This is a genomic window from Mycobacterium sp. (assembly GCF_032159565.1).
Taxonomy (GTDB): Bacteria; Actinomycetota; Actinomycetes; order Mycobacteriales; family Mycobacteriaceae; genus Mycobacterium.
Genome location: NZ_JAVHWR010000059.1, coordinates 1 through 16237 on the forward strand (window position 1 = coordinate 1; position 16237 = coordinate 16237).

Below are 16237 nucleotides of genomic sequence, written 5' to 3' on the forward strand. Positions count from 1 at the left end.
CACAACGGCGGCGTGGCGCAGGCCAGCTACCGCGTGGCGACGGTCGCCGGACCGGGCAGCGGCCCCACGCCCTGGACCACCGCCGATGCGGGCGACGACTGCGCCGGCAAAGCCGTGCCGGGCACACCGACGGACTGCGCGCCGGGCGACGATCCTGGCAAACCGCCGGGCAGCCCCTGCTGTGCGCCCTGCAGCAGACCGATGATCTGCGGAAGGGTCACCGGAAGCCGGCACTCACCGGAGAGATCGGTCAGCGGCCGCTGCAGCTGCTGCATGTCCTTGGCCACCTGCGGGTTGGCGTCGAAGTAGGACTTCAGCGCGACGAGAGAGGCCGGGCCGCCCTGCTGCTGCGAAATCGTCGTCAGCGCCTGATTGGTCTGCGGATGCGAGTCCAGGTAGACACCTGTGGAGTTGGCCACCGTCCCGATCGTCCTGGCGACCGAGCTCGCCGCACACGGATCCGACGCTGCCGTTGCCGACGGCATGGAAGGACCGGCGGGCGCAGCCAGCACGGCGACGGTGGCGCCGCCCGCTGCACAAACAGCGAACAAGGCGAACAGGCTGCGACGGGCAGTCATATGGGTCGGTGTCATCGACGAACTCCTTACGATTTGCGGACAGCTGGTGTCTCGCAAACGGCTGCCATCGGCGGCGAAGAGGCTCGCGACGCAGTGGCAACCAAGACGACATAATGCCATCGCCGCCCCAACCGGGCCAATCCAGCAACCGAGCGCCCAGGTGAACGGCAGGTGATCGGTAGCAGCCGGCAAGGCCGCCGCTATTTCACAAAGGCGGGTTAGAGCAGCTTAAGGCGTTAGTTAGGGCGCGTCTTGCCTGCACGCGCTGATATATCCTCGGGCTACGTAACGCGAGCCGGGGAGAAAGCGGGACAACCATCCAGCAGTTCATGATGCGCTTGAGCAGTGGCCTGCGCAGATTCCGCTGGGCAGTTTTCGTGGTGTGGCTACTTCTCCTCGTGCCTGCGGTGTATCTCGGCATGACCCAGTCCAGCCACCTCACCGGCGGCGGCTTCGAGGTGGCCGGTTCACAGTCGCTGTACGTGCAGCAGGAGCTCGAGGAGCAGTTCCCCGACCAGGGGGCGTCGCCGCTCGCCCTGGTCGCGGCGCCGCGGGCCGACGCGTCCTACGCGGACATGGATGCGGCCGTCGCCCATCTGGAGCGGCTCGCGGGCGAGGTGCCCAGCGTCAAGGTGGTGCCCAACCCGCAGCAGCCGCCGCCGCAGCCGGACCGGCCCTACGTCGTCACGCTGCAGCTGGACTTCAACAACACCGGCGCGGTCGACGTCGCCAAGCAGCTGCGGCAGAAGGTCGGGATCAACGGCGATCAGCCCGGCCAGGTCTCCGACGGGAAGGTCAAGCTCTACGTCATCGGCCAGGGTGCGCTCGGCGCCGCCGCGACCGCGGCCACCAAACACGACATCGCCCAGGCCGAGCAGTGGAACCTTCCGATCGTCCTGATCGTCTTGCTGGCGGTGTTCGGCTCGCTGGCCGCCGCCGCCATGCCGTTGGTCCTCGGCATCTGCACGGTCGCGGTCACCATGGGGTTGGTCTATCTGCTGTCGATGTACACCCAGATGTCGGTGTTCGTGACGTCAACGGTGTCGATGTTCGGGATCGCGCTGGCCATCGACTATTCCTTGTTCATTCTCATGCGGTTCCGCGAGGAACTGCGGGCAGGCCGAGAGCCCGAACAGGCTGCCGACGCTGCGATGGCGACCTCGGGTCTGGCCGTCGTACTGTCCGGTCTGACGGTCATCGCATCGGTCACCGGCATCTACCTGATCAACACGCCCGTGCTGATGTCGATGGCGACGGGCGCGATCCTCGCGGTGGCCGTCGCCGTGCTCACCTCGACGACGCTGACACCCGCGGTGCTGGCGACGTTCGGGCGGGCGGCGGCGAAGCGGTCATGGCTGCTGCACTGGTCGCGACGGCCTGAGACCACCCAGTCGCGGTTCTGGACCCGGTGGACCGGCTGGGTCATGCGCCGCCCGTGGCTGTCGGCGCTGGGCGCGACGGTGCTTTTGCTGGCCTTTGCCGCGCCGGCTTTTTCGATGGTGCTCGGAAACAGCATGCTGCGGCAGTTCGACCCGACGCACGAGATCCGCGGCGGTGTGAACGCCGCGGCGGACGCGCTCGGCCCCGGCGCGCTCGGTCCGGTCCGCGTGCTGGTGACGTTCCCCGACGGCAACTCCGCGTCCGCGCCGACGAAGGAACCTCTTCTGCAGAAGGTCCAACAGCGAATGTCGCAGGCGCCCAACGTCGTCACGGTGCAACCGGCGGTGTTCGGCAACGACTACCGCAGCGCGCTGGTTTCGGCGGTGCTGACAGTGGATCCGGAGGACATGGCCGCCCGCCAGTCCGTCGACTGGATGCGCGCGGAGCTGCCACCGGTGGCGGGCAATGAGGCAACGATCGACGTCGGTGGGCCGACCGCGTTGATCAAGGACTTCGACGACCGGGTGGGCAAGACTCAGCCCGCGGTGTTCGGCTTCGTCGCGCTGATCGCATTCGTGATGCTGCTGGTCTCCATCCGATCGGTGTTCCTGGCGTTCAAGGGCGTGCTGATGACCGTGCTGTCGGTGGCCGCCGCCTACGGCAGCCTCGTCGCCGTCTTCCAATGGGGCTGGCTCGAAGCGCTCGGTTTCCGGCCCATCGCCTCGTTGGACAGCACCATTCCGCCGCTTGTGCTGGCGATGACGTTCGGGTTGTCCATGGACTACGAGATCTTCCTGCTGACCCGAATCCGCGAGCGGTTCCTGCAGACGAACAACACCCGCGACGCCGTCGCCTACGGCGTGAGCACCAGCGCGCGCACCATCACCAGCGCGGCGCTGATCATGATCGCGGTCTTCATCGGCTTCGCGTTCGCGGGTATGCCGCTTGTGGCCCAGTTGGGTGTCGCGTGCGCGGTGGCGATCGCCGTCGACGCGACCGTCGTGCGCTTGATCCTGGTGCCCGCGCTGATGGCGATGTTCGACCAATGGAACTGGTGGCTGCCGCGTTGGCTGGACCGTCTGCTGCCGTCGGTGGACTTCGAGAAGCCGCTTCCCAAGGCCGACATCGGCGATCTGGTCATCATTCCGGACGACATCTCGACGCTGGCGGCATCGGGCATCGACATTCGCAACGTGGTCAAGTCGGCGGCCAAGCTGAAGAACATGGCTCCGCACACGATCTCCGTCGCCGATCCCCTCGCGTTCAGCGGCTGCCTGCCCTCCAACGGGTCGGATTGCATCAACGCACTCAACGGCCACACCAACGGTCATTCGCACACCAACGGCGCCGGGAACGGCAAGACGGTCAAGCTGAAGCGCGGACCGCGGCCCATGCATCCCGTGACGATGTGGCGCGGCCGGCTGTCGGTGGCGCTGGACGCCCTCGAGACCGAGGCTGAAACCGATCGGCCGGCCGTCGAGCGCAACAGCCCGATGGAGACCACCAACGTTCAGCTGCCCACCGGCGACCGGCTGTCGATACCGACCGGCGCCGAGACGCTGCGGCTCAAGAGCTACCTGATCATGTGCCGGAACAGCACCAAAGACTTCGCTGAGTTTGCCGATTTGGTCGCCTACATGGAGACTCAAACCGCCGCTGTGGTACTGACCGGAATGGATCGGTACTACTGTGGTGAGCCATCCAGGAAGCAATGGGTGGCCACGCAGCTGGTGCGCCGGTTGGCCGATCCGCATCCGTCGGATGAGTTCGACATTCCGATGTCGGGCGCCGAGGCGGAGGCTGATTGGGCCAAGGTCAGGGAGCGGTGCCTGTCGGTGGCGGTCGCAATGCTGGAGGAGGCGAGGTGACGGTGGCTCCCGAGACCGGCGCCGCGCGCCGCGACGCCGCCACCGCACGCATACCGACCGGGGCCCCGAAACGGGTGCGCCCGCCTATCGATGACGACAAGCCCGTGGAGTTCTGGCCGACGGCCGCGATCCGCGAGGCGCTGGAAACCGACGACCTGACCGTTTGGCAGCGCATCGTCACCGCCATCAAGCGCGATCCGTACGGCAGGACCGCGCGCCAAGTCGAGGAGGTGTTGGAGTCGACACGGCCGTATGGGGTTTCGAAGGCACTGTCCGAAGTGCTGACCCGCACCAGGGAAAATCTGGAAGCCAACGAACGCGCTGAGGTGGCCCGGCAGATCCGGGTGTTGCTCAGCCGGTCGGGTCTCAAACCGACCGAGTTCGCGTCGCGCATCGGCGTGCCCGGTGAGGAACTCGCGGGATATCTCGATGGTAAGACCAGCCCGCCCGCATCCCTGATGGTCCGGATGAGCAGGCTGTCGGATCGCTTCGCGAAGATGAAGGCGCACCGCCCGGGCGGCCCTGCCGCGCACTGAGCGCCGCCGGTCTCATCTCGCGGGTATACCGGTAATCATGGCAGCCGATATCGATCGAATCCTGCGCGAAACCCGAACCGTCGCGATCGTCGGCGCGTCCGCCAATCGGGTCCGCGCCGTCTACGGCGTGTGGAAATACCTCGAGTCGGCCAGCGTTTACGAGTGCTACCTCGTCAACCCGACGGTCAGCGAAATCGACGGCACTCCGACGTATCCGAGTTTGGCGGCGCTGCCCGTCGTACCGGATCTCGTCGACGTCTTCCGGCGCCACGCGCATCTGCCCGCAGTGCTCGCCGACGCGATCGGAGTCGGCGCGAAAACCCTGTGGTTGCAGTCGGGCCTGTGGGATGAACAGGTGGCGCGCGACGGCGAAGCCGCGGGGCTGCAGGTGGTGATGGACCGCTGCCTGAAGGTCGACTACGCCCGCCTGCTCAGCGTGAGTTGATCGGCGTCACGTCGTCGACGAGCCAGCGGTTGCCTTCCTTCGACAAGGTGATCCGCAACGCCAGCACGGCCATGTCCGGTGGCTGACCCGGCACGTTCTGCGTTCCGCGCATCATCACCGCGACGCTGGCGTCCTGCGGCCCGATGGCCTCCACACCCGCCGAAATCGTGCTGGCAGAGGCCGTCACGTTTTTGCTCGTCAATTGCTTTGCGACAGCCGCGAATTCGTTCTTGTACTTGTCGGCGCGGTCCGGCGTCATCAGCTCGGTGGCCCGGTCGATCGCCGCCGTCGGACTCGCCGGTGTGAACGTCGCGCTGGCCTCGGCCACACTGCTCGCGATGCCCACCACTTCCGCGCTGTCGTCGCGCAGGTTGCGGTCCGGCACCGTCCACTGCGTGTAGCCGATCGCCACCGCGGCGACCAACGCCACTGCGGCCAGGCCGATGACCGCGAGCCGCAGTCCCGGCCCGTCGTCGTCGGTGCCGACCGTCACCCCGTCGCGGCGCGCCAGCACGGCGTTGACGATCGCGCCCTCGACGATCAACAGGCACAGCACCGACGCCAGCGCCACCCACCACAGCGGCCAGGCCATCGCGATGCCGATGTAGATCACCGCGGCGATCGCCGCGAGCGGTGCGGCGATGTCGAACGCCAGCACCCGCAGCCGGTTCCTCATCGGACCTGCTCGAGGCGGGAGATCAGCAGCTTGCCGTCGACATCTGAGACGTCCAGCCGGATGTTCCAGCGCACGGTCTGCGGCTTGCCTGCGACGTTGTCGCTGATCGACGTCGCCACCACCATCACGGTGTCGGTCCGCTTGACCAGATCGGCGAGCGCGGGTTGGGGGGTCGGTGCGGGCGCGGGGCTGCCGTCGGGCAGCGTCTGCGGTCGGTGGTAGATCGACTCGATCGCCACCGAGTCGACCTGGCCCCTGGTCCGCGATTGCAGCGTCTCGATCACCTTCTTATACGGCTCCAGCACGGATTCGAACTCGTTGTTGAGCTCCCCGACCGTGCCGTCGTGCAGCCTCTGCATGCTGGTGTCGACGTCGCCTGAGTTCATGTTGATCAGGACGGTGGTCCAGTCGGCGGCGACCTTGAGCACCTCGGTCCGGTAGCGGCGCTCGTCGGCGTCCGACCGGTGGCCCGACCAGATCATCAGTGCGAGGACGATCGCCGCCACCGAGAGCAGGCCGAGCGCCGCGGAGGCCACGCCGTACCAGGAGAAGAGCGGGCCGTCGTCCTCGGCGAGGTCGTCGCCGGTGCGCTCGTCGTCGGGCATGGCCGTGAGGGTACCTAACCGTGATTTCGGCACGATCGCCGTCGCCGCGGGCGCGGTCCACTCCTTGAGCACAATGCGCAAAAGACGGAGATCGAGTCTTTTGCGGTTTGCGCGCACAAGCGAGCCACTTCGACCGCGGACACATAGCTTGTGACCGCCGGAACGAACCGGTGAACATCCGAATCGAAAACGCAAACAGGAGAATTGAGATGACAGCCAACACCACCACCTCGACCCGTCGAGCGGCCGCCGCAGCGGTCGCGCCACATGACTGCGCGGATCGCGGCTGCCTGGCCGCGATGCTCGGAACCGAGCTGGGTGACGCCACTGCAGGCAACGCTGGGGAAGGTTCCTCGTCGAGCTGGTGATCTCCTGGCAGACGGCGCACTCTCGCACTTCTGGAAGAATGTCGGGGTGACGGTAGAAGCAACTCGCTCGGGCATCGACCTGAGCCACGTCGACCAGCAAGCCCGCCCGCAAGACGATCTGTTCGGCCACGTGAACGGCCGTTGGCTGGCCGATTACACGATTCCCGCCGACCGGGCCACCGACGGCGCGTTCCGCTCGCTGTACGACCGTGCCGAGGAGCAGATCCACGATCTGATCACCCGAGCCGCAGCGGCACCGGGCGCCGAGAAAGGCACCGATCAGCAGCGCATCGGCGATCTGTACGCGAGCTTCATGGACGAGGACACGGTGCAGCGCATCGGTGTGCAGCCGCTGCTCGACGAGCTGGCGACGATCGACAACGCCTCCGACGCCGACGCGCTGGCCGCGGTGATCGGCGGTCTGCAGCACACCGGTGTCGGCGGTGGCACCGGTGCCTACATCGACACCGATTCCAAGGACTCCAACCGCTACCTGCTGCACCTGAGCCAGTCGGGGATCGGGCTGCCCGACGAGTCGTACTACCGCGACGAGCAGCACGCCGACATCCTGGCCGCCTATCCGCGCCACATCGCCGCGATGTTCGGGCTCGTCTACGGCGAGGAGCCGCAGCCGGGAGAGTGGCAGGCCACCGCGGAGCGCATCGTGGCGCTGGAGTCGAAGCTGGCGGCCGCGCACTGGGACGTCGTCAAGCGGCGCGACGCCGACCTCACCTATAACCTGCGCAAGTTCGCCGACCTGCCCGCCGAGGCGCCGGGCTTCGACTGGGCCGGCTGGATCACGGCGATGGGCACCACACCGGAGACGGCAGCCGAACTCGTGGTGCGCCAACCCGACTACCTCACCGCGTTCGCCGCACTGTGGGCAGGCGAGGACATCGAGGACTGGAAGCGCTGGGCCCGCTGGCGGCTGATCCACGCTCGCGCTTCGCTGCTCACCGACGATCTCGTGACCGAGGACTTCGACTTCTACGGCCGCACGCTGAGCGGCACCGAGTCGATCCGCGAGCGGTGGAAGCGCGGCGTCTCGGTGGTGGAGAGCCTGATGGGTGACGCACTGGGCAAGCTCTACGTCGAGCGGCACTTCCCGCCCGGCGCCAAGGCCCGCATGGACGAACTCGTCGCCAACCTGCGGGAGGCCTACCGGGTCAGCATCAACCAGCTGGAGTGGATGACCCCGGAGACCCGTCAGCGCGCCCTGGCCAAGCTCGACAAGTTCACACCGAAGATCGGCTATCCCGCGAAGTGGCGGGACTACTCGAAACTGGTCATCGAACGCGACGACCTCTACGGCAATTACCGTCGCGGCTATGCGCTGGGCTCCGAGCGAGAGTTCGCCAAGCTGGGCGGCCCGGTCGACCGCGACGAATGGTTCATGACGCCGCAGACGGTGAACGCCTACTACAACCCGGGCATGAACGAGATCGTCTTTCCCGCGGCGATTCTGCAGCCGCCGTTCTTCGACGCCGACGCCGACGACGCGGCCAACTACGGCGGTATCGGGGCGGTGATCGGCCATGAGATCGGCCACGGCTTCGACGACCAGGGCGCCAAGTACGACGGCGACGGCAACCTGGTGGACTGGTGGACCGACGACGACCGCACCGAGTTCGGCGCGCGTACCAAGGCACTGATCGAGCAGTACGACCAGTACGTGCCCCGCGCCCTGAGCAACGGGTATCACGTGAACGGTGCATTCACCGTCGGCGAGAACATCGGCGATCTCGGCGGCCTGTCGATCGCTCTGCGGGCCTACCAGCTTTCGCGCAACGGTGAGCCGGCACCCGTGATCGACGGGCTGACCGGTGTGCAGCGGGTGTTCTACGGCTGGGCGCAGGTGTGGCGCACGAAATCACGTGACGCCGAGTCGATTCGGCGGCTCGCGATCGACCCGCACTCGCCGCCGGAGTTCCGTTGCAACGGCGTGATCCGCAACATGGACGCGTTTTACGAGGCCTTCGAGGTCGACGAGGACGACGCCCTCTACCTCGAGCCGGAGCGACGGGTCAGGATCTGGAGCTGATCTCCAGCTTGCCCTCGCCCGCCTGAAAGAACGGGCGGGTGGCGAGCACATAGATCCCGAACACCGCCAGCGGCGCGAGCAGCGGCAACCACGGCAGCTCGAACGGGAACGATGCCGCCAGCACGCCGATGAACGTAAACCCAAGGGCTGCAAGCATCGCCGTTGCCGAGGCGCCGACCACCCTGGCCGAACCACCCTCGGTGTAGCGCAGCACCAGGTAGCACGCTGCCGACAGGCCGGCGAGTGCGGCCGGCATCGGTGGCGCGTCGGAGACGACGATCGCCGCGGCGGCCAACAGGACCGCCGCCGTCGCCGCAACGCGAAGCACGATCCCGGCCACCACCGTGCCCGCCGCGATCATCGCCAGAACGAGTGCCGGCCCGACGGTTTGGAATCCCGCCGCCGCCACCATCACCAACCCGAACGCCGTCGAGAGCAGGTGGGCTTTCCGAAGGACCTCCGTCATCGTCGCCTCCGCACCGGCCGCCGATGCTCGGGAACCAGTCGCATCGCCTGGTCGAGGGTGTTCTCCGACGGCCACGACACGACGTCTACACCGACAGTGCCCATGTCGCGGTACATGAACGATCTCTGCATCGTCCACATCCGGGTGAACAACGGGTCGATGCCTCCTCCGCTCCTCGCGTGCGCGGTGCCTCCTCCGCTCCTCGCGTGCGCGGTGCCTTCTCCGCTCCTCGCGTCCGCGGTGCCGAACGGGGCGCCTTCGAGGACGTCGACCGCGACGACGGTGTGCCCGCGCTTGCGCAGGTCGATCAGCGAGAGTGCGAACTCGGTGTCGAGCATCGTGGAGAACGCTACGACGATCGCGCCCGGCGGCAATGCGGCGCGCGGCGCCAAACTGCCTGTGGTGGGCTCGAATTCGTCACCAGCACCGAGCAGCGTGTCAAGTACCCGATAGAACTGTCGGCGCCCGATGTCGGCGCCGAGCCAGCGGGGCCTGCCGCCGCCGAGCGCGACGACGCCGGCACGGTCACCGCTCCGCAATGCGCTCTGCACCACCTGCACGGCTCCGCGCAGCGCCCGTTCGGTCGCGTCCGTCGCCGGGCCAGGCGGCTGGGCGTACATGTCGATGAGCACCACCACATCGGCGGCCCGGTCGGTCAACCGCTGGGTGATGTGCAGGCTGCCGCGACGCGCGCTCACCGGCCAGTTGACCGTCCGCAACTGGTCACCGGGGACGTAGGGCCGAATGTCGGCGTATTCGACACCCGGCCCGATGTGCCGGGTCAGGTGCGTGCCGAGCCGGTCGAGCAGTTCCGTCTTGGGAATGGCGGTGGACTGCGGAGGCGCCAACGGGAACACGAACGCGTCGGCGGCGTCGACGGTCGCGGTGCCCGACAGCAGCCCGCCGGGCGCGACGACTTCGACCGTCGCGCGGATCGGGTAGCGACCCCACCTGTCGGCGGCGATGGTAACCCTCTGCCGCCCAGAGGGTTCGGGTATGACGTCGAGTCGCATACCGTCGACACCGGTTATCGCGAGCGCGACGGTGAGGTCGGCAGGCTCCGTGGTGGCCCATACGCTGATCTGAGTCTGCTCACCCTCGAAGCAGCGCTGCAGGCCCGGCGCCGCGTGCACGAAGACCTTCGGCAGGCCGCGCTGCCAGCCGATCGAACACAACACGCCGAGCAGCGGCGCCACGAACGCGATGAGCTGCCACCGCGACCCGATCAACGCGGCGACGAGGACCACGCCGGCACAGGTGGCCGCCGCGCGCGTCAACGGTGAGGCGTGCCAGCGCAAGTCGACCTCGGTGCGACGGGTCTCGATCACGTGCGGGCCCGCGGAACCGGCAGCCGTCGCAACAGCTCCTCCACGACGTCGGCGCCGTGCACACGGCGCACCCACATCTCCGGCTTCAGGCTGATCCGGTGCGCCATGGTGGGAACGGCGAGGGACTTCACGTCCTCGGGTATCACGTAGTCGCGGCCCAACAGGAGAGCCCGCGCACGCGCGTGCTGCACCAGGTCGAGTTCGGCGCGCGGACTGGCACCGACGGCCACCTGCGGATGCTGGCGGGTGGCGTTGGCCAGCGACACGACGTAGGCCAGCACATCGTCGTGCACGGTCACCTGCTCCACCGACTCGCGCATGGCGATCAGATCATGGGCGTCCACCACCTGGTTGACCGTCGGCTCCGCCGAGCCGCGCTCGAGGCGGCGGCGCAACATCGACGTCTCCTCCTGCTCGGACAGGTAGCGCAGTTCGAGCCGGATCGCGAAGCGGTCCAACTGCGCCTCGGGCAGCGGATAGGTGCCCTCGTACTCGATCGGGTTGTCGGTGGCCAGCACCAGGAACGGCGCGGGCAGCGGATGGGTGACGCCGTCGATGCTGACCTGGCCTTCGGCCATCGCCTCGAGCAACGCGGCCTGCGTCTTCGGCGGCGTCCGGTTGATCTCGTCGGCCAGCAGCAGGTTCGTGAAGATCGGCCCCGAGCGGAACTCGAAACGGCCCGACTGCATGTCGTAGATCGTCGAACCGAGCAGGTCGGCCGGAAGCAGGTCGGGGGTGAACTGCACGCGGGTGAACTCCAGGCCGAATGCCGCCGCAAACGACCGCGCTATCAGCGTCTTGCCGAGGCCAGGAAGGTCTTCGATCAACACATGCCCGCGCGCGAGCACCGACGTCAGGATCAACGTCAGCGCCCATCGCTTGCCGACCACAACGCGCTGAATCTCGTCGAGCACCGCTTCGCAGTTGGCGGTGGTGGTCGCCGCCGGCAGTGAAGAACTCGTCATACCTGCTCCAGCCTCCGAAGGATTTCGTCGAGCGCCTCCCGGCCGGGGCCGGGCACATGCTTGTCCGTGCGCGCGATGTTCTCGGGATCCACCCACGCCCACAGTTCGTCGCCGAAGAGCATCCGGCCGGTGGCGCGGAACCCGTCACGGTTCTTGTTCTGCTTCTGGCCCGTCGCGATGCCGAACTGCCGCGCCAGCATCGGTCGCAGGTGCCGATCCCAGTCCGATCGGGTGGACTCCGACCACGAGATCAGCGTCTCGGTTCGAGACAACCAGCGCCGCAACGACACTTCTGCGTCGTTGATCATCGGGGCGGTGGGCTGCTCTTCGCTCAAGTGCGCCAGATAGCCGCGCAGTGCGAGCAACGTCAGCGCCACGGCAACCCCGACGATGACGAGAACGAACCGCCGGTCGGGCATCAGCATCGCCAGTACCTGCACGCCCAACACCAGGGACAGGCCGGCGGCGACAAGCTTCTTCAGATTCATGCGACGCTCCGCAGTTCGGCGAGGACGAGCCTCAGCACTCGCATTGCGGTCTCCCGGTGATCCTCGGTCATCACGTGAGGGCTGAACCGCGCTTCTTCGAACAGGTCGACCAGTTCGGTCGCGCTGTCCGCGCGCAGCGCGTGGTGTTCGACCGCGCGGGCCAACACTTCCGACGGCGTATCCGATTCGCGCGGAACGATATCCGGCGAATTCTCCAGTGTCCGCTCCATCGCCGCATAGCATGCGATGATCGCTTCCCGTGGCTCGCGGCTCAGGTCGCCGGCCTCCGCCAGCCCGACCTCCGCCGCGCTGGCAAGCGGATCGGACCCCAATACCGCTGCGGCGGGACGGTATTCGTCGACGGACGACGCGACCGGTGTGACACGACGTCGCTGCCGGCGGCCGATGATCGCCGCCGCGACGAACACCAGCATCATCAGCAGCACCGTCGACCCGGCGAGCAGAGAGAAGACGTTGGACGACGGCTCAGGGTCCTGCGGCTGGTCCGCCGGAGGCCGGGGCGGGCCCGACGGCGGCATGCCGGCGTCTGGCGGCGGCTGCTCGACGTCCAAGTGCGCGTTCATCCGCGACAGCAGCGCAACAAGCAGCAGCCAGGCGATCACCACAGCCACAGCGAAAAGGATCATCCGCCACGTCAGTGGCCGCCGCTGGCCCGTCATCTCGCGCGGCGGTTCGCCAGGGCCGTAGGAGACGGGCCGGTGCCGCGATTGCGTGACGACCGCGATCACGATGATCGCCATCGACACCACCAGCATGGCGACGACGGCGAACAGGCTGCCGAAACTAGTCGTCGGCCGGTCGTGCGGCGGGGTCTCCGCCCCTGGCAGATATCCGTGCAGCGCGGCGCCGGCCACGATCAGAAGCACGATCACGGCGACGACGCGGGGCCGATGGGCCATATTTCATCCTGGCCGCGCCCGCATCAAGGTCGCAAGCGAACGTCAGATCTGCCAGTCCTGGGCGCCGTCGTTCTGGCTGTACGTGCCTGCGGAGTTCTTGATGACGACCGGGTCGCCACTGCCGAAGTTGTCGTAGAACCATTTGGCGTTGTCGGGGCTGAGGTTGATGCAGCCGTGGCTGACGTTGCGCTTGCCCTGATCGCCGACCGACCACGGCGCGCTGTGCACGAAGGAGCCGCTGTTGTCGATTCGGACCGCGTTCTGAACGGTCAGCTTGTAGCCCTCGGGCGAGGTGTTGGGCACGCCGTAGGTGGCGGAGTCCATCACGATGCTGGCGAACTTCTCCAGCACGTAGTAGGTGCCGTTCTTGGTTTCGTGCTTGCCGTCGGGCTTGCCCATCGACACCGGGAACGTCTTCTCGACCTTGCCGTTGCGGGTGATGGTCATCTGGTGGGTCTTGTCGTCGACCGTTGCGACCAGCGACTCACCGGTGCGGAAGCTGGACTTGGCGCCGCTCGCATCGATGTTGACCGTCGTATTCGCCGGCCAGAGGTTCAGCGGACGCCAGCGCACCTGGGTGTTGCTCATCCAGTAGAACTTGCCCGGCACGGGCGGGTTGGAGGAGATGTGAATCGCCTGCTCGGCCATCGGGCGGTCAACGATCGGCCGCGCGAAGTTGATGATGATCGGCTTGCCCACGCCGACCATGGAGCCGTTGAGCGGGTTGAACGACGGCGGAACGAACACCGGGTCGCCCGTGTAGGGCGTCGGGTTCTGGCCGGCCGGGGTGCCCTCGGGAATGGTCGTCGGCTGCGCAAGCGGATCGGCGGCAGGCGCGGACGGGTTCGGCGGCGCGGCCGGAGCAGCGCCGTCAGCCGGCGGCACGGCCAGCGGATCCGCCGCGGGTGGCGGCGCAAACGGGTCCGCCGGATTGGGCGGGGCCGGTGCCACCGCCGCGGCCGCGTCGACCGGCGCCTCCGGCGCGGGGACCTCCCCGGCCGGCGCCGGGCCGGGCGGCGGACCGAACGGGTCGGGTGCCGGTTCGGGATCTGCGAAAGCCAACGGGCTGCCGAAGGCCAATCCACCGATCATTCCAACCGCGATCGTCGCGGTGACGAGCTTCCGCATCGTGCGCTGCGGCATGCGAACACCTCCAGTCAGAGCTTCGACCAGTCTCGCATAGGACGAGGACCGGCTAACGCCGTGAGAGACCTCTGTGCGCTGGACATCTGTCCAGAGAACGGCGCTGAGCTGCTGTGTTCATCGCGACGAGGGGTCCGATGTTACTTCCTGCTGGTTACCTGGACGAACGACCAACAGGCCACGGGTGGCCAGCGCACCGCCGAGTGCGACCAACACCAAGAGGGTCGATGACGCGGTCATCGCCGCAAGACCGGCCTGTTCGTAGAGCAGGCCGCCTGCCAGCGAGCCGGCCATGATCCCGACCTGGAAGGCCGTGATGTAGACGCCGGAGGCGCCGTCAGGGTCGTTCGGCGCGGTGCGCATGGCCGCGGACTGCAACATGGGCGGCAGCGCCGTGGACGCCGCGCCCCACAGCAAAATCGCGGCGGCGCCGACCGCGATGGTCATGGCGGCGAGGTGTCGGCCGCTCGCCAGCGCCGTCAGCACCGCGAACACGGCCGCCAGCGCGGCGAGGCAGCCGATCACCGACGCCTTCGGATACCGGTCCAGAGGTCGGGCCATCACCGCCATCCCCAGCAGCCCTGCGATGCCGAAGCCGGCGAGCAGCCATGCGAGGTGCGGGCCGTGCACGCCGACCACGTCGCGGATGATGACCACGATGAACGTGAAGGAGATGAAGTGGCCGGTGACCCCGGCGAGCGTCAACACGCTCAGTGTCATCAACCGGCTGTCGCGGTGATGGCGTTCACGGGTCCGCGCGGTACCGAGCTCGGCGACCGACAACACCATCGGAGGCAGCGTCGCCCACGCCGCGACCGTGACGGCGGTGGCGGCGGCCATTACCGCGACGACCGCCTGCCGCCAGCCCCACAGCTCGCTCATCGCCGCCGTCAGCGGGTTGCCGACGACGAGCGCGAGGGCCGTTCCGACGTAGATCGCGGTGGTCGCGCGCCCGGTGTGCGTCGCGGGCACCAGCCGCGCGCCGATCGGCGCGATGACCGACCACATCAGCCCATGCGTCACCGCGCACAGCACGCGACCTCCCGCCAGCACGGCGAAATTCGGTGCCAGCGCCGAAATCAGTTGGGAGACAGTCAAACACGCCAGTGTCACGATCAGCGTGCGACGGCGTGGCCAGTGCGCGGTGAGCCGCACCAACGGCACCGTCGTCACCGCGGCTACGAGCGCGTAGCTGGCCAGCAGGGTGCCTACCAACGCCTCGCTGACGCGGAGATCGGATGCGATGTCCGGCAGCGCGCCGACCGGAACCATCTCCGCGGTGACGTAGACGAACGCAGCCGACGCCAGCACCGCCAGTTGTACGGCGATGCGTGGTGTCCATGCCCGGCTCGGCCGAGTGGGGGTGTCTACGGTCATAACCTGGGTACATCACGGTATCGGCTCAATCGCGCAATCGAGGAAAGGCTCGCGATGGTTGCAATTCCTGAGGGTTATGAATCACTGCTGGAGCAGCCCAACTTCGGGCATCTCGCCACCGTCAGACCCGACGGTAGCCCGCAGGTGAACCCGATGTGGTTCGACTGGGACGGGCAACTGCTGCGGTTCACCCACACCACGAAGCGGCAGAAGTTCCGCAACTTCGCGGCCAATCCGAACGTGGCGATGTCGGTCGTCGATCCGGAGAACCCGTACCGCTATCTCGAGGTCCGCGGCGTCGTCGAAGAGATCGTTCCGGACCCGACGGGCGCGTTCTACATGCAGTTGAACGACCGCTACAGCGGTCCGCTGACCGAGCCGCCGCCCGACAAGGCCGACCGCGTCATCATCGTCGTGCGGCCGACCGGGTTCACGAAGCAGTAGCAATGCTGGTCGCGTTCAGCGTCAGCCCGACGGGCGGCGACGACACCGGTGGGGTGTCGGCAGCCGTCGCCGAAGCGGTTCGGGTGGTTCGCGCTTCTGGTCTACCGAACGAGACCAACGCGATGTTCACCAACGTCGAGGGCGAGTGGGACGAGGTGATGGCGGTCGTCAAGCAGGCGGTCGACGCCGTGGCCGCGGTCGCGCCACGCGTCAGTCTGGTGCTCAAGGCCGACATCAGGGCCGGCCACAGCGGTCAGCTGACGGCCAAGGTCGAGAGTATCGAGCGGGAGCTCGGCGGATAGCTACGACCGAACGAGTCGCGCGATGGCGGCCGACGCCTCGGCCAGCTTCGTGTCGGCCTCGTCACCGCCCTCGGCGACCGCCTGCGTCACGCAGTGGCCGAGGTGCTCGTCGAGGAGGTTCAGGGCAACCGACTGCAGCGCGCTGTTCACGGCGCTGATCTGAGTGAGAACGTCGATGCAGTACTTGTCGTCGTCGATCATCTTCGCGATCCCGCGGACCTGACCCTCGATGCGCCGCAACCGCTTGGCGTAGTTGTCCTTGTTGGACGTGTAGCCGTGTGGGGCAGTCATACCACCAGCGTACCGG

18 protein-coding genes are annotated in these 16237 nt (G+C 67.6%); 7 read left to right on the forward strand and 11 right to left on the reverse strand.

What is annotated here, in order from left to right; all coding sequences use genetic code 11:
- Positions 1-26 precede the first annotated feature (26 nt).
- Entirely contained in the window at positions 27-593 is a 567-nt protein-coding gene (locus tag QOC76_RS07215; protein ID WP_526355668.1) for a hemophore, read from the reverse strand.
- A 314-nt stretch (positions 594-907) separates the two neighbouring features.
- Here QOC76_RS07215 and QOC76_RS07220 point away from each other — a divergent pair, with 314 nt between their 5' ends.
- The 3 genes from QOC76_RS07220 to QOC76_RS07230 are packed head-to-tail and all read left to right on the forward strand — an operon-like array spanning position 908 to position 4807.
- On the forward strand, positions 908-3826 hold the full coding sequence (locus tag QOC76_RS07220; RefSeq protein ID WP_526355670.1) for an MMPL family transporter: 2919 nt from the start codon (positions 908-910) through the stop codon (positions 3824-3826).
- Complete coding sequence (locus QOC76_RS07225) at positions 3823-4362, forward strand: helix-turn-helix domain-containing protein (RefSeq protein ID WP_526355672.1); 540 nt, start codon at positions 3823-3825, stop codon at positions 4360-4362. Before QOC76_RS07220 ends, QOC76_RS07225 begins: the two co-directional genes overlap by 4 nt.
- Positions 4363-4399: 37 nt before the next feature.
- Positions 4400-4807: a CoA-binding protein gene (locus tag QOC76_RS07230; RefSeq protein ID WP_526355674.1), complete on the forward strand. Its 408-nt coding sequence runs from the start codon at positions 4400-4402 to the stop codon at positions 4805-4807.
- Here QOC76_RS07230 and QOC76_RS07235 read toward each other — a convergent pair.
- Complete coding sequence (locus QOC76_RS07235) at positions 4794-5483, reverse strand: hypothetical protein (RefSeq protein WP_526355676.1); 690 nt, start codon at positions 5481-5483, stop codon at positions 4794-4796. The genes QOC76_RS07230 and QOC76_RS07235 overlap by 14 nt on opposite strands.
- Positions 5480-6088 (reverse strand): Rv1363c family protein, encoded by a 609-nt coding sequence (locus QOC76_RS07240; RefSeq protein ID WP_526355678.1) that lies wholly within the window; start codon positions 6086-6088, stop codon positions 5480-5482. Before QOC76_RS07240 ends, QOC76_RS07235 begins: the two co-directional genes overlap by 4 nt.
- Positions 6089-6297: 209 nt before the next feature.
- On the opposite strand from QOC76_RS07240, the gene QOC76_RS07245 reads away from it, so the two are divergent.
- Together QOC76_RS07245 and QOC76_RS07250 are read left to right on the forward strand one after the other, a co-directional pair.
- A complete protein-coding gene (locus QOC76_RS07245; protein ID WP_526355680.1) occupies positions 6298-6456 on the forward strand; it encodes a hypothetical protein in 159 nt (52 codons plus the stop codon).
- 46 nt (positions 6457-6502) lie between these two features.
- Positions 6503-8497, forward strand: a complete 1995-nt coding sequence (locus tag QOC76_RS07250) for a M13 family metallopeptidase (protein WP_526355682.1) — start codon at positions 6503-6505, stop codon at positions 8495-8497.
- Here the strand turns inward: QOC76_RS07250 and QOC76_RS07255 are convergent.
- From QOC76_RS07255 to QOC76_RS07285, 7 genes are all read right to left on the reverse strand, one after another.
- Positions 8481-8963, reverse strand: a complete 483-nt coding sequence (locus tag QOC76_RS07255) for a hypothetical protein (RefSeq protein ID WP_526355684.1) — start codon at positions 8961-8963, stop codon at positions 8481-8483. The two genes, QOC76_RS07250 and QOC76_RS07255, sit on opposite strands and share 17 nt — an antisense overlap.
- Positions 8960-10291, reverse strand: a complete 1332-nt coding sequence (locus QOC76_RS07260) for a DUF58 domain-containing protein (RefSeq protein WP_526355686.1) — start codon at positions 10289-10291, stop codon at positions 8960-8962. Before QOC76_RS07260 ends, QOC76_RS07255 begins: the two co-directional genes overlap by 4 nt.
- Positions 10288-11256 carry an AAA family ATPase gene (locus QOC76_RS07265; RefSeq protein ID WP_526355688.1) on the reverse strand — a complete coding sequence of 323 codons (969 nt, stop codon included), beginning with the start codon at positions 11254-11256 and terminating at the stop codon, positions 10288-10290. Before QOC76_RS07265 ends, QOC76_RS07260 begins: the two co-directional genes overlap by 4 nt.
- Positions 11253-11738 (reverse strand): hypothetical protein, encoded by a 486-nt coding sequence (locus QOC76_RS07270; protein WP_526355773.1) that lies wholly within the window; start codon positions 11736-11738, stop codon positions 11253-11255. Before QOC76_RS07270 ends, QOC76_RS07265 begins: the two co-directional genes overlap by 4 nt.
- Before the next feature lie 2 nt (positions 11739-11740).
- Positions 11741-12664, reverse strand: coding sequence for a DUF4129 domain-containing protein (locus tag QOC76_RS07275; protein WP_526355690.1), 924 nt, complete (start codon positions 12662-12664; stop codon positions 11741-11743).
- A gap of 42 nt (positions 12665-12706) precedes the next feature.
- Positions 12707-13807, reverse strand: coding sequence for a L,D-transpeptidase (locus tag QOC76_RS07280; RefSeq protein WP_526355692.1), 1101 nt, complete (start codon positions 13805-13807; stop codon positions 12707-12709).
- A gap of 117 nt (positions 13808-13924) precedes the next feature.
- Positions 13925-15184 (reverse strand): MFS transporter, encoded by a 1260-nt coding sequence (locus tag QOC76_RS07285; protein ID WP_526355694.1) that lies wholly within the window; start codon positions 15182-15184, stop codon positions 13925-13927.
- A gap of 54 nt (positions 15185-15238) precedes the next feature.
- Here QOC76_RS07285 and QOC76_RS07290 point away from each other — a divergent pair, with 54 nt between their 5' ends.
- Both QOC76_RS07290 and QOC76_RS07295 read left to right on the forward strand, forming a co-directional pair.
- Positions 15239-15628: a PPOX class F420-dependent oxidoreductase gene (locus tag QOC76_RS07290; protein ID WP_526355696.1), complete on the forward strand. Its 390-nt coding sequence runs from the start codon at positions 15239-15241 to the stop codon at positions 15626-15628.
- 2 nt (positions 15629-15630) lie between these two features.
- The gene (locus QOC76_RS07295) at positions 15631-15930 is read left to right on the forward strand and encodes a thiamine-binding protein (RefSeq protein ID WP_526355698.1); all 300 of its coding nucleotides are present in this window, start codon (positions 15631-15633) and stop codon (positions 15928-15930) included.
- Here the strand turns inward: QOC76_RS07295 and ricR are convergent, their stop codons facing one another.
- Entirely contained in the window at positions 15931-16221 is a 291-nt protein-coding gene (gene ricR / locus QOC76_RS07300) for a copper-sensing transcriptional repressor RicR (protein ID WP_526355700.1), read from the reverse strand.
- Positions 16222-16237: the final 16 nt, after the last annotated feature.